A 20,592-nucleotide genomic window follows, 5' to 3' on the forward strand; every position below is an offset into this window, starting at 1 on the left:
CGCGCCCGCACCGCACAGTGGACGGCACCTCAAGGAGCCCGGGCACGACGAAGGCCCCGGATGCTGCATCCGGGGCCTTCGCTCGTGATCAGTTGGTGCGGGTGATCAGGTTGTCGGCGCTGTACTTGTACGTGCCGATCGAGGCTCCCTGCGGGTCACCGTTCTCATCGAACGTGATCTCGCCGGAGTAGCCGTCGTAGTCGGCCGTGCCGCCGTCGTTGATGATCTTGGCGCAGTCGGCGAAGCTGGTGCACTTCTCTCCGTCGCCCGAGCCGCCCGAGACCTCTTCCATCTTGGCCGCGATGTCCGCGCCCTCGGTGGAGCCTGCTGCGAGCGAGGCGAGTGCCACGAGCACGACGGCGTCGTAGGCCTCGGCCGCGTAGGTGAAGTCGTTCACCTCGGGGTTGCCCTCACCCGTCCAGAACGTCTGCAGACGACCGGTGAAGTCATCCTCGAGCGCCGGGCCCGGCTTGGTGCCCTGTGCGCCCTCGAGCGAGAACGGGAAGTTCGTGTCGGGCGAGGAGCCGTAGTCCGACAGGTTTCCGTCGACGAGGTACCACTTGTCCGGCGTGATGCCGGCATTGACCAGCAGCGGGGCGATGGTCTTGAACTGGTCGAACGAGACGATCGCGACGGCGTCGGGGTTCTGAGCCTTGATGGTCTCGACCTGTGCGTCGAACTGACCGTCACCGACGTTGTACGACGCGTCGGCGACGACCTCGCCACCGGCGCCCTCGAACGTCGACTTGATGTTGTCGAAGAGGCCGGTGCCGTAGGCGTCGTTCTGGTAGATGACGCCGAGGGTCTTGTGGCCGTCCTCGGCGATCAGGTTGCCGAGCACCTCGCCCTGCAGCAGGTCGCTGGGGGCGGTGCGGAAGTACAGGCCGTTGTCGTCCCAGTCGGTGAAGTCCGGACCGGTGTTCGAGGCGGAGATCTGCAGGATTCCTGCGCTGACGTTTCCGTCGAGGATCAGGCGGGAGACGCCCGATGCCGCTGCGCCGACGATCGCGGAGACGCCTGCACCCTGGAGCTTGGTGATCGAGGTCTCGTACGCCTTGGTGTCGGTGTCGCCCTCGTCTTCGGCGGTCAGATTGATCGTGACGCCTGCATCGGCCTCGTTGACCTCGCTGACCGCGAGTCCGACGCCGGATTCCATGGGCGGGCCCAGGAACGACAGCGAACCGGTCTGCGGCAGCAGAGAGCCGAGCTCGAGGGTGAGGTCGGCGGCGGGCTTGCCGCCGTCGGACGGCTCGTCCGAGGGGGTGCTGCTACAGCCTGCGACGACGATCGCCGAGACGCTCAGCAGCGCGACTCCGGCGAGAATCTTGGCGCTGCGCGAGCGCGTGAATGCGGTCATGATGCTCCCTTGCGTGACTGGCCGTGGATTGTGACCACGGTCGGGTGCTCTAACACTAGGACCGAAAAGCTTCGTGTAGGGGTCGCCGATGTTTCGGTGCGTTAACGATCCGACACCGAGTTCCCGCAGGCTGATCCGGCCGTTCAGCCGAGACTCGTGTGAGCGCTCCTACGCCCTCGCCGAGCGGCGAGCACCAGGTCGACCACGAACACCGCGATGGCGATCCAGACGATGACGAATCCGATCCATCGCTCGATCGGCATGGGCTCGCCGAGCACGGCGGCGCCGATGATGAACTGCATCACCGGAGTGACGAACTGGATCATGCCGATCACGGTGAGATTGATGCGTCTGGTTCCTGCCGCGAAGAGCAGCAGCGGCACCGCGGTGGCGACTCCTGCGAAGGCCAGCAGCACGGCATGCCAGGTGCCGTTGGCGCCCATCGTGATGCCCTCGGGAGTCGTGGCGACGAGGATCAGCTGCGCTACGGCGATCGGGATCAGCCAGAACGACTCGAGAGTGAGCCCGCTGATCGCGTCGACCGCCGGACCGATCTTCTTCTTGATGAGCCCGTACACGCCGAACGAGGCCGTGAGCGACAGCGCGATCCACGGGAAGGACCGGTAGAAGAGGACGATCACGATCACCGCGACGGCGGCGATGCCGATCGCGGCCCACTGGAGCCTGCGGATCCTTTCCTTGAGCACGAAGACGCCCAGCAGCACGGTGGCGATCGGGTTGATGAAGTAGCCGAGGCTGGTCTCTACGACGTGACCGGTGAGGGTGCCGATCAGGAAGACCTGCCAGTTGACGTAGATGAGCGCTCCGGCCAGTGCCGTCCACCCGAGCAGTCTCGGCTGCCGGATGATCGCGCCGATCGCCTTCCACCCGCGGGTGATCGTCAGCAGGAGGATGCAGAAGACGAACGACAGCAGCACGCGCCAGGCGACGACCTCCCAGGGGCCGGTCGGCACGAGCAGCAGGAAGTAGAGCGGCAGCACACCCCACAGCAGATACGCCCCGCCTGCATACGCGACCCCCGCGGTCTGCGTGGCTCTGGTGGTGGCGGCGTTCGTCAGGGTCACCGCACAACACTATTCCCAGGCCGACAGCCCGCCGTGCGACCGACGGGCTCCCCGCGAGTGAATGGCAGGAAACGGTCGACACCTGGCAGAGATGCAGAAAGGACCCGGATGCATGATGCATCCGGGTCCTTCCGAAGACGTTGTCTCAGCGGACGACGACTGCGAGCACGTCGCGAGCCGACAGGACGAGGAACTCGTCTGCGCCGAACTTCACCTCGGTGCCGCCGTACTTGCTGTACAGCACGCGGTCGCCCACGGCGACGTCGAGCGGGACGCGGTTGCCGTTGTCATCGATGCGGCCGGGGCCCACGGCCACGACCTCGCCCTCCTGGGGCTTCTCCTTGGCGGTGTCGGGGATGACCAGGCCACTCGCGGTGGTCTGCTCGGCCTCGACCTGCTTGATGACGATGCGGTCCTCGAGCGGCTTGATGGAAACCGACACGGTCTACCTCTTCTTTCTTGACGCTGACAGGAAGACTTTTTCGCACTCTCAACCCGAGAGTGCTAACAGTCAGTCTAGGGCGTGAGCTGGCACTCATGCAATGCGAGTGCCAATCGACGCGAACCCGAGCCGCCTAAGCTGGGCGGGTGGAGATGTCCGAGCTGCGTGCCCTGCTCACCCCCGAAGGCCTCGACCTGCTGGACTCGCTCGGCCCCGTCGAGCAGGTCGCCGACGTGGCTCGTGCGGTGTCACGGCTGCGCGCCGCCGGTCACTCCCCCGACCTCGTCTCGGCCGTGGTCGGACAGGCGCATCTGCGCGCCAAAGCGAAGGGCAAGTTCGGCGACTTCGCGGCCAGGATGCTGTTCACCCGCGCCGGTCTCGAACAGGCGACGCGCCTCGGCGTCGCCGCGCGTCATGCGCAGCGGATCCGCCGAGCCGGGCTCACGAGCGTCGCCGACCTCGGATGCGGCATCGGCGGCGACGCGCTCGCCTTCGCGGGCGCGGGGCTCGACGTGCTCGCCGTCGACGCCGACGACGTGACAGCGGCGATCGCGGCGTACAACCTCGCCCCCTTCGGCGACAGCGCGGTGGTGAGACAGGGCACCGCGGAGGAGAACGTGCCGAGCGACGAGAGCGCGATCTGGATGGATCCCGCCCGTCGCACCTCGGGGCACAGCGAGACGAAGAGGGTCTCTTCCGATGACTACTCGCCATCGCTCGACTGGGCGTTCGAGGTCGCCTCCCGCCGACCGACGGGCATCAAGCTCGGCCCGGGCCATGACCGCGATTCGCTTCCCTCCGACGCCGAGGCCCAGTGGGTCAGCGCCGAGGGCAGCGTCGTCGAACTCGTGCTCTGGACCGGAGCGCTGGCCCGCGACGGTGTCCGCCGGGCAGCGCTCGTCATCCGCGGAGACCGCTCGCACGAACTCACGGCGGGGGCGGACGCGCTCGACGCTCCGGTGCGCGACCTCGGCGGCTTCCTCCATGAACCCGACGGAGCGGTCATCCGCGCGCGGCTGATCGGAGACGTCGCTCGAAGCCTGGATGCGGGGATGCTCGACGAGCGCATCGCATATCTGACCTCGAACGCCGCGCTCACGAGTCCCTTCGTGCAGTCGTTCCGGGTGCGCGAGACCATGCCCGCGAATCCGAAGGCGATCAGTGCTGTGCTCAAGGCCCACAGCATCGGCACGCTCGAGATCAAGAAGCGCGGGATGGACATCGATCCTGCCGCGTTCCGGAAGAAGCTGACCCTCAAGGGCGACCAGACGGCCACGTTGATCCTGACCCGCATCGGCGATCAGCGGCGGGCGATCCTGGCTGACCGGGTTCCGGCAGCGGACTAGCCGTTCATCCCTCGTCCTCGGAGGGGACCTCGACCTGGATCGGGTCCTGGTACTCCCCGCCGAGTTCCAGCGTCTCCCCGGGCTTCACGGTGGTATCCGTCTCGGACACCTGCCCAGGGGGCAGGTCTCCCGTGATCATGAGGTAGGGCGTCCCGTTCGGAGTGAACTCCAGCCGGATGCTCCACGGTTCGGTGGCGGCCGAACCGTCGGCCCAGTCCCCCTCGATGGCGATGCCGTCGCCGGAGGTCTGCGCCTCGCCCGCCGTCTTGCACGTGATCGCACCGAGGTGGTCCACGATGAGGCAGTCCGACGGGTCACCGTCCTCGATCTTCTGTCCGAACCACACCGGAGCATCCTCGACGTAGCCCACGATCGAGACCGCGTACTCCTCGAACCCCTGGCCGAGGAGCTCTTCCGCGCGATCCCTCTCGGCACCGGAGAACTGCGACAACCAGTCCTGACCCCCGCTGTTCCACCGCTGAACGATCGCCAGGATCTCGCCCGTCGTCGCCCGCGCCGCCGATGCCCACACCTGGTCCGCGGATCCGTCATCGGCGGTGTCCGCCGTCACGCTCACACCGATCCCGTTGCCGTTGTCGAGGTCCTCGGCAGGCTGGCATTGGCTCGCCGACTTGTCTGCGGCGTCCAGTGTGAGGCAGATGGTCTTGCCGTCCTGCTTGGTCGCGAACCAGACGAGGGCATCCTCGTCTCGACCGATCGCACGGAGCGTGCCGGGGTCGAAGTCGCCGTCGCTCTGCAGCTGGGCCCGACGCTCCTGCTGCTCGGCCGTGAGGGCGATGCCATCGCCTCCCCGACCGAAGAGTGCCCAGCCGGCGCCGAGACCGATCAGGACCAGCGCGACGGCAGCCGCGGCCACGAGCTTCCAGTGCTGTCGGACCGACCCACGCAGACCCGGTGAGGGGTGCGACTCGCGGTCGCTCGCGGCCGTTCCCGGATCCCCGGCGTCCGCGGAACCCCAGCTCGTCCGATCGGCCCCCTCGACGTCGGACCCGTCCGCGTGTGGATCGCCCTCGAACGCGGCATCCCCGGCAGGAGGAACCTCCGCCGAAGTCCGCGTCTCCGGATTCGCCGGAGTCTCCGCCTCCGCCCGAGACGATTCGAGTTCGCGCAGCCGCGCTGCATCCCCCTCGGTCAGGCCGCCGTCTCGCCCGTACGCCTTCACCTGGAGGGCACGGAGCTCTGCGGCATCACTCTCCTGCAGCATCCTCGCCTCCCAGCCCCTTCGTCACGGTCAGGTACTGCTGACCGTAGCCGAACCGGTACTCGTACCGGGTCGACTCTCCGTCCTTCGAGATGTCGAGCGTGAGGGTGCGATCGGCATCCGTCAGCATCAGGCTGTCGTCGCACGACATCGGCGGATCGGGCATCGATCCGTCGTAGGCGAGGCAGTAGCGCTGGTCCTCCTTGTCCACTCCGACCCAGATCGGCACACCGTCGTCGTATCCCGCGACCATGATCGAGCGGCGATCCCAGCCCGTCTCCGTGGCGAGGGACACCGCGGTGGCCGCCTCTTCGGGGCTCGCGAACATCGTCGTCGACAGCGGGGCCGTGATGTAGCTGCGAGCGATCACAGCCGGTTCGCCGTCGGCGGTCAGGAACATCTGGGCGTCGATGTCGTAGTTCTGGGTATCGTCGACGACCTTCACAAGTGTCGCGCTGACACCCTGGATGAGCGCCTGCTTCCGGGTGGTGCAGGCGGGAGCGGTCTGATCGCCGTCGCCGAGGACCAGGCACACGTCGGCGCCGTCCTTCTTCGTCGCGAACCAGATGACGACCCCCTCCTCCTCGTCGATCGCGCGCAAGGATCCCGGGTCGAAGTCACCCGACGCGAGGATCGCGTCATGCCATCCCCGCTGCTCCGCGCTCAGCTGCATCGGCGCCGCACCACGATCCCCGAACAGCAACCAGCCGAGAGCGAGACCGATCAGCACGAAGGCGACGACGATGACCGACACGAGGCGCCAATGCCTCCGCAGCGTCGTCAGCGCGGATTCACGATGCGGCGGTGATGCCTCATCGCTCTCGGCGACCTGCGAGTCGGCGGCGGGCTGCGCGGCAGGAAGATCGGCCGGATGCTGCGCCACCTGCGGAGCATCCGGAGCCTCCACTGCCGAGGGCGACCCGCCCTCCCCCGCTCGTGCATGCTCGAGCTCTCGCAGACGCGCGGCCTCGGATTCGCTGAGGGCCCCGACACGCCCGTAGGCACGCACCTGCAGCGCCCGGAGCTCGACCACGTCGTCGGCGTCCGGCATCGGCTACCCGAGCCTCTCGAACTGCATGCCGGCCCACACCAGCCATCCGAGACTGTAGACGGTCGCGCACAGTCCGAGGACGAGCGCCCAGCGCGCGATCGCGCGGCTCTCGACCGGCCGCCGCAGCGACATGATCGACGCGATCACGGCGACGACCGCGATCGGAATGCCCCAGCCCACGAAGAACGAGGCCGCCAGAGCCACGATCGCGGCCATGAGCGCCCACGGCGCGAGTCGGGTGTCATCGACGGCGGAGGCCCCGGTCGCCGGTTCCCAGTCCGCATCGTGCGCGACGTCGTCTGCCACCGGACCGCTGACGTTGACGGGCTCGATCCCGACCGGCCCCGTGGGGAGCTTCGTGTAGCCGTCTCGTCGGGCTCCCGGGATGCGGGCCGACCCGGCGGGATGCTCGACCTCGCCGCTCGGCCCTTCGATGCTCGGGTTCGGGAGGGCAGGACGCGACGCTCCGTCGACGCCGGAGCCGTCGGGGCGGGGAGAACGGGGCACGTCGCTCATCACATCACCGCGACGCGTTCATCGACCTGGATCTCGGTGACGGGCAGGGTGGAGTCCGCGCCGAAGGCGAGCGTCGACGGACGACGCCCCGACGAGATCAGCTCGGCCGCGAGAGCCGCGATCATCGCCCCGTTGTCGGTGCACAGCGACAGCGGCGGAATGCGCACGGTGACCCCTGCAGCCTCCGCCCTGGACAACGCCACCTCACGAAGCCGCCGGTTCGCGATGACGCCGCCGCCGAGGAGCAGCCGCGGGACACCGAGGTCGGCGCACGCGGCGAGCGCCTTGGTCACCAGCACGTCGACGACGGCCTCACGGAAGCTGGCGGCGACGTCGGCGACGGGAACGGGAACCCCGTCGGCCTCGCAGCGTTCGACCCACCGCGCCACGGCCGTCTTGAGCCCGGAGAACGAGAAGTCGTAGCGGTGCTTCGCCAGGTCCGAGGCCCGCGAGAGGCCCCGGGGGAAGCGGATCGCGTTCGGGTCGCCGTCGAGTGCGGCGCGGTCGATCTCCGGTCCACCCGGATACGGGAGAGACAGCAGGCGCGCGACCTTGTCGAACGCCTCGCCGGCCGCATCGTCCATGGTCTCGCCGAGCATCTCGACATCGGTGGTGAGGTCACGCACGTGGAGCAGCGATGTGTGCCCGCCCGAGACCAGCAGTGCGATCGTCGGATACTCCAGCGGCTCGGATTCGGGAGTCAAGATGTCTGCCGCGATGTGGCCCACCAGGTGATTGACCGCGTAGAGCGGCTTGTCGAGTGCCACGGCGAGACCCTTGGCAGCGCCGACACCGACCATCAGCGCACCCGCAAGGCCAGGGCCGCTGGTCACCGCCACCGCATCGAGATCCGCCAGCCGCACCCCGGCTTCGGCGAGCGCGGCGTCGATCGACGGCTGCAGCGCCTCGAGGTGCGCGCGGGCGGCGACCTCGGGCACGACGCCTCCGTAGCGGGCGTGCTCGTCCATGCTCGACGCGATCGTGTTCGACAGCAGCGTTCGTCCTCGGACGATCCCGATGCCGGTCTCGTCGCAGCTCGTCTCGATGCCCAGCACCAGGGGCTCGGTCATGCGGTCGCCTCCTTCGCGGCATCCGTGACAGGCTCGTCGCGGTGAGCGGATCGACCGTGCTGCAGTGCGAGTCGCATCACGATCGCATCGATGTCATCGGGCTGGTAGTACCTCGGACGACGCCCGATCTCCTCGAATCCCTCGGAGAGGTACAGCCCCTCGGCACTCGGGTTGTCGGCGCGGACCTCGAGGAACACCTCGCGCGCTCCGCGCTCTGCCGCGGTGTCGAGCAACCCCCGAAGGAGCGCACGGCCACGACCTGCACCGCGGTGCTCCGCGTCGAAGGCGATGGTCTGGATGTCCGCGTCGCGAGAGCCCTCGAGGGCTCGGACTCCCCCGTAGCCGACGATCGCTCCGTCGAGCTCGTCGACCAGGTAGCGCCCGTGAGGGCTGGCGAGTTCCAGGGCCATGGCCTCGGCGCTCCACGCATCGGTGGGGAAGGAGCGATGCTCTATGGCCATGATCGCGTCGAGATCGTCCGGCGTCGCCACTCGGAGAGTCATCGCCCCACCTTCTTCGGAGCGCCCGGAACCGTGACATCAGGTTGCCGCAGGTACAGCGGCTCGTCACCGGCGAGAACGCGCCCCGCGGCGACGGCTCTCCCCCCGACGCGAGCGAGATCGACGGCAGAGAGCGTCTCGACATCGATACGCCGGATGCCGTCGAGACGGTCGTCCGCGTCGGCTCGGGGCACGAGCACGGTGTCGCGGGTCACGAGCGGGATGCCGTCGGCATCCGTCCCGTCGAACACCGTGATGGCCACCTCACGACGGCGTGCGTCGGTGACGATCGCGAACGGCCCCGTGACGGCATCCTGTTCGATCGCGGTGAGCGCGGGCGCGAAGTGACTCGGCACCGGGACGACCGGGATTCCACGACCCCGCGCGAACGCGCGTGCCGTCGCGATGCCGATGCGGAGCCCCGTGAACGGACCGGGACCCATCCCTGCGACGACGTGCGTGACCGGCTGCGAGCCCGCGGCGTCGAGCGCCCCTACGAGCAGGTCGCCGATGACCTCCGCATGACCGAGCGGGTCAGCGGCCGATGCGTCGGAGCGACGGGTGCCGTCGTCGTCGATGAGCGAGACGGCGGTGCCCAGGGAGGTGTCGACGGCGAGGATCACCCCTCCAGGGTAGTCGGCCTTCCACCCGCGATCGCTGAGCGTCCGCCCCGCGTGATGGTGACGTGCCGCGGGGCATCGGCATCGAGCTCGGAGGGGTCGAGGTCGTCGTCGCCGCCGACCGGGCGCTCGAACTCGATGTCCCACCAGGTCTCGGCGAGGTCCTCGGCCATCCCGCGCCCCCACTCGATCACGACGACCGAGCGGGCGAGGTCCAGATCGAGGTCGTCGAGCTCGGCGCCCGAGCCGAGGCGGTAGGCGTCGACATGGACCAGCGGCGCCCGTCCCACCAGCGACGGATGCGTCCGGGCGATCACGAAGGTGGGACTCTGCACCGGGCCACGAACGCCGAGGCCCTCGGCGAGCCCTCGCGTGAACGTGGTCTTGCCTGCGCCCAGTGGGCCGGTGAGGATCAGCAGATCGCCCGGTTCGAGCCGCTCGCCGATACGGAAGCCGAGCTTCTCCATCGCCTCGGACGTCTCGATCTCACGGTGCCCGAGGAATGCGGGGTCGACGCTCATGCCGACCTCCGCGGCACGCGTGCGCCGATGCGAGTGACGATCTCGTAGTTGATGGTCGAAGCGGCGTTCGCCCATTCCGCGGCGGACGGGACACCGAGGGTCGAGTCGCCGAACAGCACGACCTCGTCGCCGATCGACACGGGCGCGTCTCCGACATCGACCACGAACTGGTCCATGGCGATCCTGCCGACGTTGGTGTACCGGCGGCCGCCGATCGACACCGGCAGGCGGCCGGAGGCGTGTCGCGGAACCCCGTCGGCATAGCCGAGTGGCACGAGCACGAGGGTCGTGTCGTGGGGTGCACGGTGATCGTAACCGTACGAGACTCCCGTGCCGGCGGGCACCCGGCGCACGGCGGCGATCGCGCCGCGCAGCGTCATCGCGGGGCGCAGTCCGAGTTGGGCCGACGAGCGGTCGTCGAACGGGGAGAGTCCGTAGATGCCGACGCCGATGCGCACGGCATCCAGCCGCATCTCGGGCAGGTCGATCGCTGCGGCGGTCGCCGCGATGTGCCGGATGTCGGGGTGGATGCCGAAGGATGCCGCAGCCGCGACGCCCTCGTCGAACTTCGCGAGCGCCTCGCGATCGTCCTGAGCGGAGGTGTTCGAGAGGTGGCTGAAGAGTCCGATGATCCGCAACCGGCCGATGCGCTCGAGTCGGGCCGCTTCCGCGAGCACTCGCCGCCAGTCGGCCGGTGCGATGCCGTTGCGCGAGAGCCCGGTCTCGAACTTGAGGTGGACGCCCACCGGACGATCGACCGATGCCGCGGCGCCAGCTGCCTCGAGCTGATCGAACGACGAGATGCCGACCTCGATGTCGTGCTCGGCTGCCTGGTCGAACCGCTCACCCGGCGCGTGCAACCACGCGACGATCGGTGCCGTGATGCCCTGGCGTCGCAGGTCGAGCGCCTCCGGGATCTCGGCCACCCCGAGGCGCGTGGCACCGCCGGCGAGCGCGGCGACAGCGGCTGCCGCGGCACCGTGCCCGTACGCGTTCGCCTTGACCACCGCGATGACCTGCACGCCTGTCAGGCGACGGAAATGGCGGACGTTGTCGGTGATCGCATCCAGATCGATGCGCGCCTCGCGGAACGGAACGGTCACAGCGGCTCTCCTTCGGCGACGACGAATGCGGCGGCGAGCCCCGCGTCGTGGGTGAGTGTGAGGTGGAGTCGGGTGATGCCCCGCGCGGCGACGACCTCGGCGGTGGTGCCAGACAGCACGAAGTGCGGACGCCCCGACGCCTCCGAGGCGATCTCGATCTCGATCCAGTGGACGCCGTCGGAACCGCCGAGCGTCTTGATCAGCGCCTCCTTCGCGGCGTAGCGCGCGGCGAGGGAAGGCAGCCGCAGCGAACGCTCCCCCGGCGCGAAGAGGCGCTCCCGAAGCCGTGGCGTACGCTCGAGCGTCCGCTCGAACCGCGGGATGTCCACGAGGTCGATGCCGGTCCCGATGATCACCCGTTCAGCCTAGTCGCGGCGGATGGAGCGTTCGGCTGGGCTCGCCCCGCGCCTCCCCCGGCCATACCTCCCCGACGCCCCGACTCAGCCGCTCCCACTCCCCCTCCCACCCGATACCCCGACGCCCCGGCCCTTTGTCATGTGCATGCCGAGATCACATACGCACGCTCGGATCCCAGTTTTCGACCTGCATCCGTCGTTCGAGCATGCATTTGTGCGAGTGACTTCGACTGCACACTCATCCTGACGTCGGCAGTCTTCCCCAAAGCGCGGGTTTCTGACATCCGGCGACACCACAGGCGTCGGATGCTCGGAGCATGATCGAACCGGCGGATCTCCTCCACGTTCTCGGCGGAATCGCGCGAGGGCGGCATCTACAGCAGTTCGGATCGACCCGCGCTCAACTCTCTGCTGCGGCGCGCGCCGGCACCATCAACCGAGTCCGCCAAGGGGTCTACGCCCTGTCCACCACAGACCCGAAAGTCGTCGCCGCGGCGGCGCATGGCGGAGCTCTCACGTGTGCGGATGCGCTCCGCGCGCACGGCGTCTGGGTGCTCCCGAGCGTCGATGCGATCGTGCATGTGTGGTTGGGCGGCTCCGGGCGCAGGCATCCGCACACCCCCTGCGAATGCATCCCGCATCACTCTCCCGGCACCGCGGGACTCGGGCCGGCTCCGGTCGCGGCGGCTCTCGTGCATGCATACAGATGCCTCGATCAGGAGGCGTTCTTCGCGGCGTACGAGTCCGCGTGGAACCTGCGCCTGCTCTCCGCGCACGATCGCAAGAGGATCAGACGCGAGTTGCCGAAGTCGGCCCACAGGCTCCTCGATCTCGCACGCCCCGATGCCGAGAGCGGACTCGAATCGATCCTCCGACTGAGACTGCATCTGCTCGGGATACACCTGGACTGCCAGGTCGTCATCGAGGGTGTCGGCCGCGTGGACTTCGTGGCTGCGCGACGGGTGATCATCGAAGTCGACGGTCGACTCAACCACGAAGGCCCCGAGATGCGGCACAAGGATCTGACGAGGGATGCCGCGGCATCCCGCCTCGGATTCGAGACGCTCCGCTTCGACTACGCCATGATCATGCACGACTGGGATGCCGTCGCTCGCGCTGTCATCGCGGCGATCGCCCGGGCGCGCGGATGATGAGTCACACAAACGCAGGTCGAGAAAACGGATGCATGCCCAGATCGCTCATCTGGGCATGCATCTGTGATTCTGACCTGCAGGTGTGCTGACCGGCAGGTGTGCTGACCTGCAGGTGTGCTGACCTGCAGGTGTGCAGCGGGGCCGAGAGCCGGCCGAGGGTTACTCGACCGTGACGGACTTCGCGAGGTTGCGCGGCTGGTCGACGTCGAGCCCCTTGGCGGTGGCGAGGGCCATGGCGAAGATCTGCAGCGGCACCACCGCGAGCAGCGGCTCGAACATCGCGCCGGCGAGCGGGATGCGGATGACCTCGTCGGCGAACGGCAGCACCGCGGCGTCGCCCTCTTCCGCCACGACGATCACACGAGCGCCGCGGGCGCGGATCTCCTGGATGTTCGAGACGACCTTCGAGTGCACGACAGCCGAGTGGCGGGGCGACGGCACGAGCACGAACACGGGCTGACCCGGCTCGATCAGCGCGATCGGACCGTGCTTCAGCTCACCGGCGGCGAAGCCCTCAGCGTGGATGTACGAGATCTCCTTGAGCTTGAGCGCACCTTCGAGGGCGATCGGGAAGCCGACGTGGCGGCCGAGGAAGAGCACCGAGCGGGTGTCGGCCATCCAGCCGGCGAGCTGAGTGACGTGCTCCTGCTCGCTCTCGAGCACCTTGGCGATCTTCTCGGGCAGAGCGGCGAGCTCGGCGACGTCGACGGACGCATCCGCGACGGATCCGCGGACGCGGCCCATGTGGAGTCCGAGAAGCAGCAGAGCCGTGATCTGGGCCGAGAACGCCTTGGTCGAGGCCACTGCGACCTCGGGGCCGGCGTGCGTGTAGACCACGGCGTCCGACTCGCGAGGGATGGTCGCACCCTGCGTGTTGCAGATCGAGAGCGTGCGCGCGCCGCGCTCGCTGGCGTACTTCACGGCCATCAGCGTGTCCATGGTCTCGCCGGACTGGCTGATCGACACGACGAGGGTGTCGTCGCCGATCACCGGGTCGCGGTAGCGGAACTCGTGCGCGAGCTCGACATCGACGGGGATCCGCGCCCACTGCTCGATCGCATACTTGCCGACGAGGGCGGAGTACGCGGCCGTGCCGCACGCGGTGATGATGATGCGGTTGATGCCGAGGAACAGCTCGTCGAGGCCGTCCAGCTCGGGGATCACGACCTGATCACCCTGGATGCGACCACGGATCGTGTTGGCGACCGCCTCAGGCTGCTCCGCGACCTCCTTGGCCATGAAGCTCGACCAGCCACCCTTCTCGGCAGCTGCGGCATCCCACGAGACGTCGAACGGCTCGGCCTCGACGGGCGTGCCGGCGAAGTCGGTGACGGTGACGGCATCCGGGGTGATCGAGACGATCTGGTCCTGGCCGATCGCGAGCGCCTTGCGGGTGTACTCGATGAATGCGGCGACGTCGGAGCCGAGGAAGTTCTCGCCCTCGCCGAGGCCGATCACGAGCGGTGAGTTGCGGCGGGCTCCCACGACGAGGCCCGGGTGATCCTGATGCATCGCGAGCAGGGTGAATGCGCCCTCGAGACGGTTGACGACGCCGCGGAACGCGAGCTGGAGGTCACCGCCGTTGTTGCGGTACTCACGTCCGAGCAGCGCGGCCGCGACCTCGGTGTCGGTCTCGCTGCGGAAGCTCACACCGTCGGCGAGCAGCTCGTCGCGCAACGCGGCGAAGTTCTCGATGATGCCGTTGTGGATCAGCGCGAGCTTGTCGTCATCCGCGAGGTGCGGGTGCGCGTTCTCGTCCGTCGGTCCACCGTGCGTCGCCCAGCGGGTGTGCCCGATGCCCGTGTTGCCGTCCGCGAGGGCTGCATCCTTGAGCGAGTCGCGCAGCACGGCGAGCTTGCCCGCCTTCTTGCGCATGCCCAGGGCCCCGTCGCCGTCGATGACGGCGACACCTGCGGAGTCATATCCGCGGTACTCGAGCCGAGCGAGGCCGGCGAGCAGGATGTCCTGGCTGGGCCGCGGGCCCACGTATCCGACGATTCCACACATGTGGTCAAGGATAAGCCGGGCATTTTGCGAAGGTTCCGAACGAACTCGCCGCGCCCGTCAGAGCTTGCGCAGCAGCACACTCTCGACGCTGTGATCGACGCCCTTGTTGAGCACGAGTCGTGCCCGATGCTTGGTCGGCATCACGTTCTCGACGAGGTTCGGCATGTTGATCTCGTTCCAATAGCCGAGCGCCGTGGTGATCGCCTCCTGGTCGGTGAGATGCGCGAACACGTTGAAGTACGAGGAGGGATTCGAGAATGCCCCCTCGCGCAGGGCGAGGAACCGATCGACGTACCACTTCTCGATGTGCGCGGTGTCGGCGTCGACGAAGATCGAGAAGTCGAAGAGGTCGCTCACCGCGACGTCGTTGGGCGCGGGCGGCGGCTGGAGGACGTTCAGTCCCTCGACGATGACGACGTCCGGCCGCCGCACCACCACGTGCGCGTCGGGGACGATGTCGTACCGCATGTGCGAGTAGAAGGGGGCCCGCACCTCGGGCGCACCGCTCTTCACCTCGGTGAGGAACTCGAGCAGCGCGCGACGGTCGTAGGACTCTGGGAACCCCTTGCGGTCCATCAGCCCCCGGCGCTCGAGCTCCGCGTTCGAATGCAGGAACCCGTCGGTCGTGACGAGCTCGACGCGCGGCGTGCCGGGCCAGCGACTCATCAGCTCCCGCAGCAGACGGGCGATGGTCGACTTGCCGACGGCGACCGAGCCTGCGACGCCGACGACGAACGGCGTCGTGGTGTCGTCCTCCTGAAGGAACGAGCTCGTGGCGGCACCGAGGCGCTTGGTCGCCGTCGCGTACAGGCTGAGCAGACGACTGAGAGGCAGGTACACCTCACGCACCTCGGTGAGGTCGAGTCGGTCTCCGATGCCGCGAAGCTCGACGACCTCGGTCTCGGTGAGCGGCTGATCGAGGCCGGCTGCCAGTCGCGCCCATTCGTCGCGACCGATCTCTCGGTACGGAGACAGCGGCAGCGTGGGATCGGCGGTGGTCACGCATACATCGTAACGGCGCGCGAGTAGTCTCTACCCGTGCGCCTGGGAGTCCTCGACATCGGTTCGAACACCGTCCATATGCTCGCCGCCGACGTTCGACCCGGCGGCCGACCTCTGGCGACGACCAGCGACCGCACGGTTCTGCGGCTGATGCGGTACCTCGCGGATGACGGATCCATCTCGGAGGAGGGCGTGGTCGCCCTCGAGACGGCCGTCCGCCGGGCACGAGAGGTCGCCGAGTCCGAGAAGGTCGACGAACTCCTCGCCACCGCCACGAGCGCTGTGCGGGATGCTCGGAACGGAGCCGAGGTGATCGCTCGGATCGAGGCGGCGCTCGGCCAGCCGCTGCAGGTGCTCGACGGCGAGACCGAGGCCGAGCTGACGTTCCTCGCCGTGCGGCGCTGGTTCGGCTGGTCTGCGGGCCAGCTCCTGCTCCTCGACATCGGAGGTGGATCCCTCGAGGTCGCGGCGGGTGGCGACGAGCTGCCGGATGCCGCGGCATCCGTCCCGCTCGGTGCCGGGCGCATGACCGTGCAGTTCCTGCCGAACGACCCGCCGGGCGAAGACGACGTCGAGCGGCTCCGCGATCATGCGAGCGCGACGCTCGCCGAGGTGCTCCCCCGTTTCACCGCTCTTCCCTCGCCCGACCACGTGGTCGGCTCATCGAAGGCGATCCGCTCGTTGGCCAAGCTCGCCGGCTATCCCGTGCCCGGCTGGTCGGGAATCCAACGCATGGTGCTGCCGCGTGCGTCACTCGGCTCGTGGATCCCACGACTCGCGCGCCTGCCCGCATCGGCGCGACAGGAGCTTCCCGGAATCACCGCAGATCGCACGTTCCAGATCGTCGCCGCAGCGGTCTCGCTGCACACCGCCATGACCGCGCTCGACGTCGACGAGCTCGAGGTCTCGCCCTGGGCGCTGCGCGAGGGCGTGCTGCTGCGATACATCGAGCAGTTCGACGGGAACGCGCCGCGCNGCGCGAGCCGTGGTTCAGGTGTGTCAGAGAGCGAGGCGCTCGCGCACCACGTCGACCAGACGATCGGCATAGGCCCGGGCGGAGTCGGCGTCTGCCGCTTCGACCATGACGCGTACGAGCGGCTCCGTGCCGGACTTGCGCAGGAGCACGCGGCCGGTGTCGCCCAGCTCGGCCACGACCTCGGCGACGGCCGCCTGGACGACCGGGTCACCGTCGACGGCGTCCTTGTCGACGTCGCGGACGTTGATGAGAACCTGCGGGTACACCGTCATGACGCTCGCGAGCTCGGCGATCGTCTTGTTCTGACGAGCCATCTCGGCGACGAGGTGGAGCCCCGTGAGGAGGCCGTCGCCCGTGGTCGCGTACTCGCTCATGATCACATGACCGGACTGCTCGCCACCGAGGGCGTAGCCACCCGCGTTCATGTCCTCGAGGACATACCGGTCGCCGACCGCGGTCTGCCTGACGGTGATGCCGTGCTCGCGCATCGCGACGTGCAGGCCGAGGTTGCTCATCACGGTGGCGACGAGGGTGTCGTCGGTCAGATGACCGCGCTCCTTCATCGAGACCGCGATGATGGCCATGATCTGGTCACCGTCGATGACCTTGCCCTGCGCATCGACCGCGAGGCACCGATCGGCGTCACCGTCGTGGGCGATGCCGATGTCGGCGCCGAGGCGCACGACGGTCTCGGCGAGCTGGTCGAGGTGCGTCGATCCGACGCCGTCGTTGATGTTCCATCCGTCAGGATCGGCACCGATGACGGTCACGTCGGCACCCGCGTCGCGGAACGTCTCGGGTGAGACTCCGGAGGCCGCGCCGTGTGCGCAGTCGAGGACGACCTTGAGGCCGTTCAGGCGGTTCGGGAGCGAGCCGAGAAGGTGCACGACATAGCGGTCCTCAGCGTCGGAGAACCGGATGATCCTGCCCACGCCCGCGCCGGTGGGGCGGAGCTTCTCGCCCGCCATCGCCTCTTCGATGCGCTGCTCGACGACGTCTGGCAGCTTGACGCCCCCACGCGCGAAGATCTTGATCCCGTTGTCGGGTGCGGCGTTGTGCGACGCCGAGATCATCACGCCGAAGTCGGCGTCACGATCGGCGACGAGGAACGCGAGCGCCGGCGTCGGGATGACCCCTGCCTCGAGCACGTCGACTCCGGAGGACGCGAGCCCTGCGGAGACGGCAGCGGTGAGGAAGTGACCGGAGACCCGAGGGTCGCGGGCCACCACCGCGGTGAGTCGCTTGCCTTCGGCTTTGCGAGCCTCCGCAGTACGGCCCTGGCCCAGGACGACAGCAGTCGCCTGGGCCAGGGTGAGCGCGAGGTCGGCGGTGAGGATGCCATTGGCAAGCCCTCGCACGCCGTCCGTGCCAAAGATCGGCATCGGAGCAGCGGACCTTAACGCTTCGAGTACTGAGGCGCCTTACGGGCCTTCTTGAGTCCAGCCTTCTTGCGCTCCTTGACGCGAGCGTCGCGCGAGAGGAAGCCGGCCTTCTTCAGGGTCGGACGGTTGTTCTCCTCGTCGATGCCGTTGAGCGAACGAGCGATGCCGAGGCGCAGTGCACCGGCCTGACCCGAGGGGCCACCACCCGAGATGCGCGCGATGACGTCGTAGCCGCCGGCGAGGTTGAGGATCGTGAACGGGTCGTTGATCAGCTGCTGGTGCAGCTTGTTCGGGAAGTAGTCCTCGAGCGTGCGGCCGTTGACCGTGATCGTTCCCGAGCCGGGGACGAGACGCACGCGGGCGATGGCCTGCTTGCGACGGCCGACAGCGGCACCCGGGACGCTCAGCACGGGGCGGGGAGCCGCCTCGACTGCGTCGGTCTCGGGAGTCGACGTCGAGAAGTTCTGGGGGTTTTCGGTGGTGTCCTGGATGTCAGCCACGAGTATGTCCTTAAGTCTTTACGGCGCTTACTGGGCGACCTGGTCGAGGGTGTACGTCTTCGGCTGCTGAGCCGCGTGCGGGTGCTCTGCACCGACGTAGACCTTGAGCTTCGACAGCTGCTGACGGCCGATGCTGTTCTTGGGGAGCATGCCACGGATGGCCTTCTCCACAGCGCGGACCGGGTTCTTCTCCATGAGCTCGGCGTAGGTGACCGACTTCAGGCCGCCCGGGTAACCCGAGTGGCGGTAAGCCAGCTTCTTCTGGAGCTTCTGACCGGTGAGCGCGACCTTGTCGGCGTTCACGATGATGACGAAGTCACCCGAGTCGATGTGGTTGGCGAAGGTGGGCTTGTGCTTGCCACGCAGGAGCGTAGCGGCGTGCGAAGCCAGGCGGCCGAGAACGACGTCAGTGGCGTCGATGACGACCCAGTCACGCTGGACCTCGCCGGCCTTCGGAGTGTAAGTGCGCGTCACGATAGTGCTGCTTTCTTGTTCGAACGGAGAAGTTCGTGAATCCCACTCCGGGGTGGTTCTTCCCGAGAGGGAGGAACACGCCAGTGGAGGGCTCACGTTCGCGGCACTCGGCAGTCGAGTACCAAAGAGACAGCCTACGCCATCCCGGGCGTTCTCCCAAACCGGGCGGCGGCCGCCGGTCAGTCGAACCGCGTCGTCACCAGGATCGGCCGGTGATCACTGAGCCCCTGGGGAAGGGTCGTGACCCGCTGGATCTCGAAGCCCGCCGATGTGGCGAAGTCGTAGTGACCGCGGAACACGCGGTACCGCGTGTAGGTGTGATCGTCGCTCATCGTGAGCGCATAGCCGTGCTCGCGCACGGTCTTGCCCAGGTTCTCCTTGAAGACCGGGTAGTTGTAGTCGCCCACCATCAGCTGGGGCAAACCTTCGCCGAGCGTCGCGAGCTCGGTCAGCGCCGCACGGATCTGATGGCGACGCAGCGAGTTCAGCGCGGTCAGCGGCGCCGCATGGAAGGATGCCGCGATGAAGTCCCGCCCCGCGTCGATGTCGTGGAGTCTCGCACCCAGCACACGCTCATGGGCGGGCTTGGCGATGCGGTCGTGGAGCGACTTCTTGAGTTCGATCGTGCGGATCCCCTGCAGATGGAACTCGCTCGCGCGATAGAACATCGCGAGTCCCAGCCGGTTGCCCTGCGTCGCATCCGCGAGCGTGAGGTCGCCGATGGTCTCCGGCAGGTCGGCGACATCGCACTCCTGGAGACACAGGATGTCGGGATCGTGCTCGGAGGCGAGCACCGAGAGCTCCCCCGCTGCTCGGTGCTTCTGCAGGTTGTACGAGATGACCTTCATCGCACCTCACGGTAGTGCGTCAGCCTTGGATTCCGGTGGCAATCGTCCGTCCGTCCGGTGAACGGGCCGTCGCGTCGGGTCACTCGTCGTACCCCCAGCGGATCCCGATGACCCCAGGACCGAAACCGTGTCGCGCGAGATGGACGGAACCACTTCGCACGGAGCGCATCGACGACACGTACTCGTCGTCGGTCTCGATGTACTCCTCGCACCAGCTCGGCAGGGCGTCAGGATGGAATCGCACCCAGATGAGCGCCTCGCGCGCCGGCCGAGACGTGGCGTGCCACGCGGACTGCCTCGGGGGGTATCCGACGGGGAAGGTCTCGGTGAACTCGAACAGCGTCGTCGCACCGGTCTCGATCGGCTCGTCGAGCGCGATCACGACTCCCGACAGCAGACGGCCCGGATGCTGGTAGGCGCGGTCGACATGCCCGCCGACGACATCGGAGATCACCGACATCGCATCGGTCTCGATCGGAGCGACGTCGATGAGCGGCAGCTCGGAGATCGTCCCCTTCGTCGACTGCACGAGGGAGCGCATGATGACCTTCTCGACGGATCCCTCGGCCCCGACCGACACGGTCACGTGCGTGGAGAGGTCGCGCAGAGCGTCCTGCGGGGCCGCGCGCAGCTCTCGCAGCGTCTCCTCGGTCTCCCGCTGCTCCCGCTCCTCGTCGAAGGGCAGCCGTGGCGGCGCCACCGTGCCCAATCGAGCCGACGCCCGGAGCAGACCGCCCAGATGCCCGCGATGCAGACCGAGGCGATCCTCGATTCCGTCGACGACGCTCAGCGACTGCGGCCCTTCCGGCTGCCGATCGCCGGAACGCCAGTAGCTCAAGGTCGCCATGGACACCGGATTGCCGTCGTCGATCAGCTGGCTCCGCAGCCGCGCGAGGGTGACGCCCCGTTCGGAGATCGCCGCACGGAGCGCCGCGGCGAACGCGCCGCCCTGATCATCGATCCGCTCCGTCACAGTTCCCCCGCCGCAGTGTGAACCCGCCCTCCGTAATATCAGCATACGATCCAGCAGCGCCTCCCCTCGGCCTGTGGATCGTCACCA

Annotated in this window: 21 protein-coding genes and 1 pseudogene; 3 read left to right on the top strand and 19 right to left on the bottom strand. The window is 68.2% G+C overall.

The window, feature by feature from the left end; genetic code table 11:
• Window positions 1-88: 88 nt before the first annotated feature.
• From ACTJKH_RS07005 to groES, 3 genes are all read right to left on the bottom strand, one after another.
• Entirely contained in the window at window positions 89-1,357 is a 1,269-nt protein-coding gene (locus ACTJKH_RS07005; RefSeq protein ID WP_210097204.1) for an ABC transporter substrate-binding protein, read from the bottom strand.
• A gap of 143 nt (window positions 1,358-1,500) precedes the next feature.
• The gene (gene rarD, locus ACTJKH_RS07010) at window positions 1,501-2,436 is read right to left on the bottom strand and encodes an EamA family transporter RarD (RefSeq protein ID WP_440736439.1); all 936 of its coding nucleotides are present in this window, start codon (window positions 2,434-2,436) and stop codon (window positions 1,501-1,503) included.
• A gap of 151 nt (window positions 2,437-2,587) precedes the next feature.
• Window positions 2,588-2,884 carry a co-chaperone GroES gene (groES, locus tag ACTJKH_RS07015; RefSeq protein WP_017203655.1) on the bottom strand — a complete coding sequence of 99 codons (297 nt, stop codon included), beginning with the start codon at window positions 2,882-2,884 and terminating at the stop codon, window positions 2,588-2,590.
• 146 nt (window positions 2,885-3,030) lie between these two features.
• On the opposite strand from groES, the gene ACTJKH_RS07020 reads away from it, so the two are divergent.
• Window positions 3,031-4,230, top strand: coding sequence for a THUMP-like domain-containing protein (locus ACTJKH_RS07020; RefSeq protein ID WP_440736311.1), 1,200 nt, complete (start codon window positions 3,031-3,033; stop codon window positions 4,228-4,230).
• A gap of 4 nt (window positions 4,231-4,234) precedes the next feature.
• Here the strand turns inward: ACTJKH_RS07020 and ACTJKH_RS07025 are convergent, their stop codons facing one another.
• Genes ACTJKH_RS07025 through ACTJKH_RS07065 form a run of 9 tightly spaced genes read right to left on the bottom strand, consistent with a single transcriptional unit; the run spans window position 4,235 to window position 11,189 of the window.
• Window positions 4,235-5,455, bottom strand: coding sequence for a hypothetical protein (locus ACTJKH_RS07025; RefSeq protein ID WP_440736312.1), 1,221 nt, complete (start codon window positions 5,453-5,455; stop codon window positions 4,235-4,237).
• Window positions 5,439-6,503, bottom strand: a complete 1,065-nt coding sequence (locus ACTJKH_RS07030) for a hypothetical protein (RefSeq protein WP_440736313.1) — start codon at window positions 6,501-6,503, stop codon at window positions 5,439-5,441. Before ACTJKH_RS07030 ends, ACTJKH_RS07025 begins: the two co-directional genes overlap by 17 nt.
• Before the next feature lie 3 nt (window positions 6,504-6,506).
• Window positions 6,507-7,019: a hypothetical protein gene (locus tag ACTJKH_RS07035; protein ID WP_440736314.1), complete on the bottom strand. Its 513-nt coding sequence runs from the start codon at window positions 7,017-7,019 to the stop codon at window positions 6,507-6,509.
• A complete protein-coding gene (gene tsaD / locus ACTJKH_RS07040; RefSeq protein WP_440736315.1) occupies window positions 7,019-8,089 on the bottom strand; it encodes a tRNA (adenosine(37)-N6)-threonylcarbamoyltransferase complex transferase subunit TsaD in 1,071 nt (356 codons plus the stop codon). The genes ACTJKH_RS07035 and tsaD overlap by 1 nt, the downstream gene beginning before the upstream one ends.
• Window positions 8,086-8,592, bottom strand: coding sequence for a ribosomal protein S18-alanine N-acetyltransferase (gene rimI / locus ACTJKH_RS07045; protein ID WP_440736316.1), 507 nt, complete (start codon window positions 8,590-8,592; stop codon window positions 8,086-8,088). The genes tsaD and rimI overlap by 4 nt, the downstream gene beginning before the upstream one ends.
• The gene (tsaB, locus tag ACTJKH_RS07050) at window positions 8,589-9,212 is read right to left on the bottom strand and encodes a tRNA (adenosine(37)-N6)-threonylcarbamoyltransferase complex dimerization subunit type 1 TsaB (protein WP_440736317.1); all 624 of its coding nucleotides are present in this window, start codon (window positions 9,210-9,212) and stop codon (window positions 8,589-8,591) included. Before tsaB ends, rimI begins: the two co-directional genes overlap by 4 nt.
• Window positions 9,209-9,730 (bottom strand): tRNA (adenosine(37)-N6)-threonylcarbamoyltransferase complex ATPase subunit type 1 TsaE, encoded by a 522-nt coding sequence (gene tsaE / locus ACTJKH_RS07055; protein WP_440736318.1) that lies wholly within the window; start codon window positions 9,728-9,730, stop codon window positions 9,209-9,211. The genes tsaB and tsaE overlap by 4 nt, the downstream gene beginning before the upstream one ends.
• Window positions 9,727-10,833: an alanine racemase gene (gene alr / locus ACTJKH_RS07060; protein WP_440736319.1), complete on the bottom strand. Its 1,107-nt coding sequence runs from the start codon at window positions 10,831-10,833 to the stop codon at window positions 9,727-9,729. Before alr ends, tsaE begins: the two co-directional genes overlap by 4 nt.
• Complete coding sequence (locus tag ACTJKH_RS07065; protein WP_210097195.1) at window positions 10,830-11,189, bottom strand: holo-ACP synthase; 360 nt, start codon at window positions 11,187-11,189, stop codon at window positions 10,830-10,832. The genes alr and ACTJKH_RS07065 overlap by 4 nt, the downstream gene beginning before the upstream one ends.
• A 317-nt stretch (window positions 11,190-11,506) precedes the next feature.
• Here ACTJKH_RS07065 and ACTJKH_RS07070 point away from each other — a divergent pair, with 317 nt between their 5' ends.
• A complete protein-coding gene (locus tag ACTJKH_RS07070; protein ID WP_440736320.1) occupies window positions 11,507-12,340 on the top strand; it encodes an endonuclease domain-containing protein in 834 nt (277 codons plus the stop codon).
• A 162-nt stretch (window positions 12,341-12,502) separates the two neighbouring features.
• Here the strand turns inward: ACTJKH_RS07070 and glmS are convergent, their stop codons facing one another.
• Both glmS and coaA read right to left on the bottom strand, forming a co-directional pair.
• On the bottom strand, window positions 12,503-14,350 hold the full coding sequence (gene glmS / locus ACTJKH_RS07075) for a glutamine--fructose-6-phosphate transaminase (isomerizing) (RefSeq protein ID WP_259160183.1): 1,848 nt from the start codon (window positions 14,348-14,350) through the stop codon (window positions 12,503-12,505).
• A 57-nt stretch (window positions 14,351-14,407) separates the two neighbouring features.
• Complete coding sequence (gene coaA / locus ACTJKH_RS07080) at window positions 14,408-15,352, bottom strand: type I pantothenate kinase (protein WP_210097192.1); 945 nt, start codon at window positions 15,350-15,352, stop codon at window positions 14,408-14,410.
• Window positions 15,353-15,388: 36 nt separating this feature from the next.
• Here coaA and ACTJKH_RS07085 point away from each other — a divergent pair.
• Window positions 15,389-16,324, top strand: a pseudogene (locus ACTJKH_RS07085) (Ppx/GppA phosphatase family protein); the annotation flags it as partial.
• 27 nt (window positions 16,325-16,351) lie between these two features.
• Here ACTJKH_RS07085 and glmM read toward each other — a convergent pair.
• From glmM to ACTJKH_RS07110, 5 genes are all read right to left on the bottom strand, one after another.
• The gene (glmM, locus tag ACTJKH_RS07090; RefSeq protein WP_440736321.1) at window positions 16,352-17,710 is read right to left on the bottom strand and encodes a phosphoglucosamine mutase; all 1,359 of its coding nucleotides are present in this window, start codon (window positions 17,708-17,710) and stop codon (window positions 16,352-16,354) included.
• Between the two features lie 14 nt (window positions 17,711-17,724).
• Window positions 17,725-18,210, bottom strand: a complete 486-nt coding sequence (rpsI, locus tag ACTJKH_RS07095) for a 30S ribosomal protein S9 (protein WP_042539158.1) — start codon at window positions 18,208-18,210, stop codon at window positions 17,725-17,727.
• A 27-nt stretch (window positions 18,211-18,237) separates the two neighbouring features.
• Entirely contained in the window at window positions 18,238-18,684 is a 447-nt protein-coding gene (gene rplM / locus ACTJKH_RS07100) for a 50S ribosomal protein L13 (protein ID WP_210097189.1), read from the bottom strand.
• A 179-nt stretch (window positions 18,685-18,863) separates the two neighbouring features.
• Window positions 18,864-19,532, bottom strand: a complete 669-nt coding sequence (locus ACTJKH_RS07105) for an endonuclease/exonuclease/phosphatase family protein (RefSeq protein WP_440736322.1) — start codon at window positions 19,530-19,532, stop codon at window positions 18,864-18,866.
• A 79-nt stretch (window positions 19,533-19,611) separates the two neighbouring features.
• Window positions 19,612-20,505, bottom strand: coding sequence for a hypothetical protein (locus ACTJKH_RS07110; protein WP_440736323.1), 894 nt, complete (start codon window positions 20,503-20,505; stop codon window positions 19,612-19,614).
• Between the last annotated feature and the right edge of the window lie 87 nt (window positions 20,506-20,592).

It is taken from the genome of Microbacterium sp. 22215 (genome assembly GCF_052045655.1).
In the GTDB taxonomy this organism is placed as follows: domain Bacteria; phylum Actinomycetota; class Actinomycetes; order Actinomycetales; family Microbacteriaceae; genus Microbacterium; species Microbacterium phyllosphaerae.

Bases quoted from the DNA above. Each gene is read 5' to 3' on its own strand.
- ACTJKH_RS07070 (WP_440736320.1), top strand. From the start codon at position 11,507: ATGATCGAACCGGCGGATCTCCTCCACGTTCTCGGCGGAATCGCGCGA.
- ACTJKH_RS07035 (WP_440736314.1), bottom strand. From the start codon at position 7,019: ATGAGCGACGTGCCCCGTTCTCCCCGCCCCGACGGCTCCGGCGTCGAC.
- ACTJKH_RS07030 (WP_440736313.1), bottom strand. From the start codon at position 6,503: ATGCCGGACGCCGACGACGTGGTCGAGCTCCGGGCGCTGCAGGTGCGT.
- glmM (WP_440736321.1), bottom strand. From the start codon at position 17,710: ATGCCGATCTTTGGCACGGACGGCGTGCGAGGGCTTGCCAATGGCATC.
- ACTJKH_RS07105 (WP_440736322.1), bottom strand. From the start codon at position 19,532: ATGAAGGTCATCTCGTACAACCTGCAGAAGCACCGAGCAGCGGGGGAG.
- ACTJKH_RS07005 (WP_210097204.1), bottom strand. From the start codon at position 1,357: ATGACCGCATTCACGCGCTCGCGCAGCGCCAAGATTCTCGCCGGAGTC.
- tsaE (WP_440736318.1), bottom strand. From the start codon at position 9,730: ATGAGCGTCGACCCCGCATTCCTCGGGCACCGTGAGATCGAGACGTCC.
- glmS (WP_259160183.1), bottom strand. From the start codon at position 14,350: ATGTGTGGAATCGTCGGATACGTGGGCCCGCGGCCCAGCCAGGACATC.
- tsaD (WP_440736315.1), bottom strand. From the start codon at position 8,089: ATGACCGAGCCCCTGGTGCTGGGCATCGAGACGAGCTGCGACGAGACC.
- rimI (WP_440736316.1), bottom strand. From the start codon at position 8,592: ATGACTCTCCGAGTGGCGACGCCGGACGATCTCGACGCGATCATGGCC.
- ACTJKH_RS07025 (WP_440736312.1), bottom strand. From the start codon at position 5,455: ATGCTGCAGGAGAGTGATGCCGCAGAGCTCCGTGCCCTCCAGGTGAAG.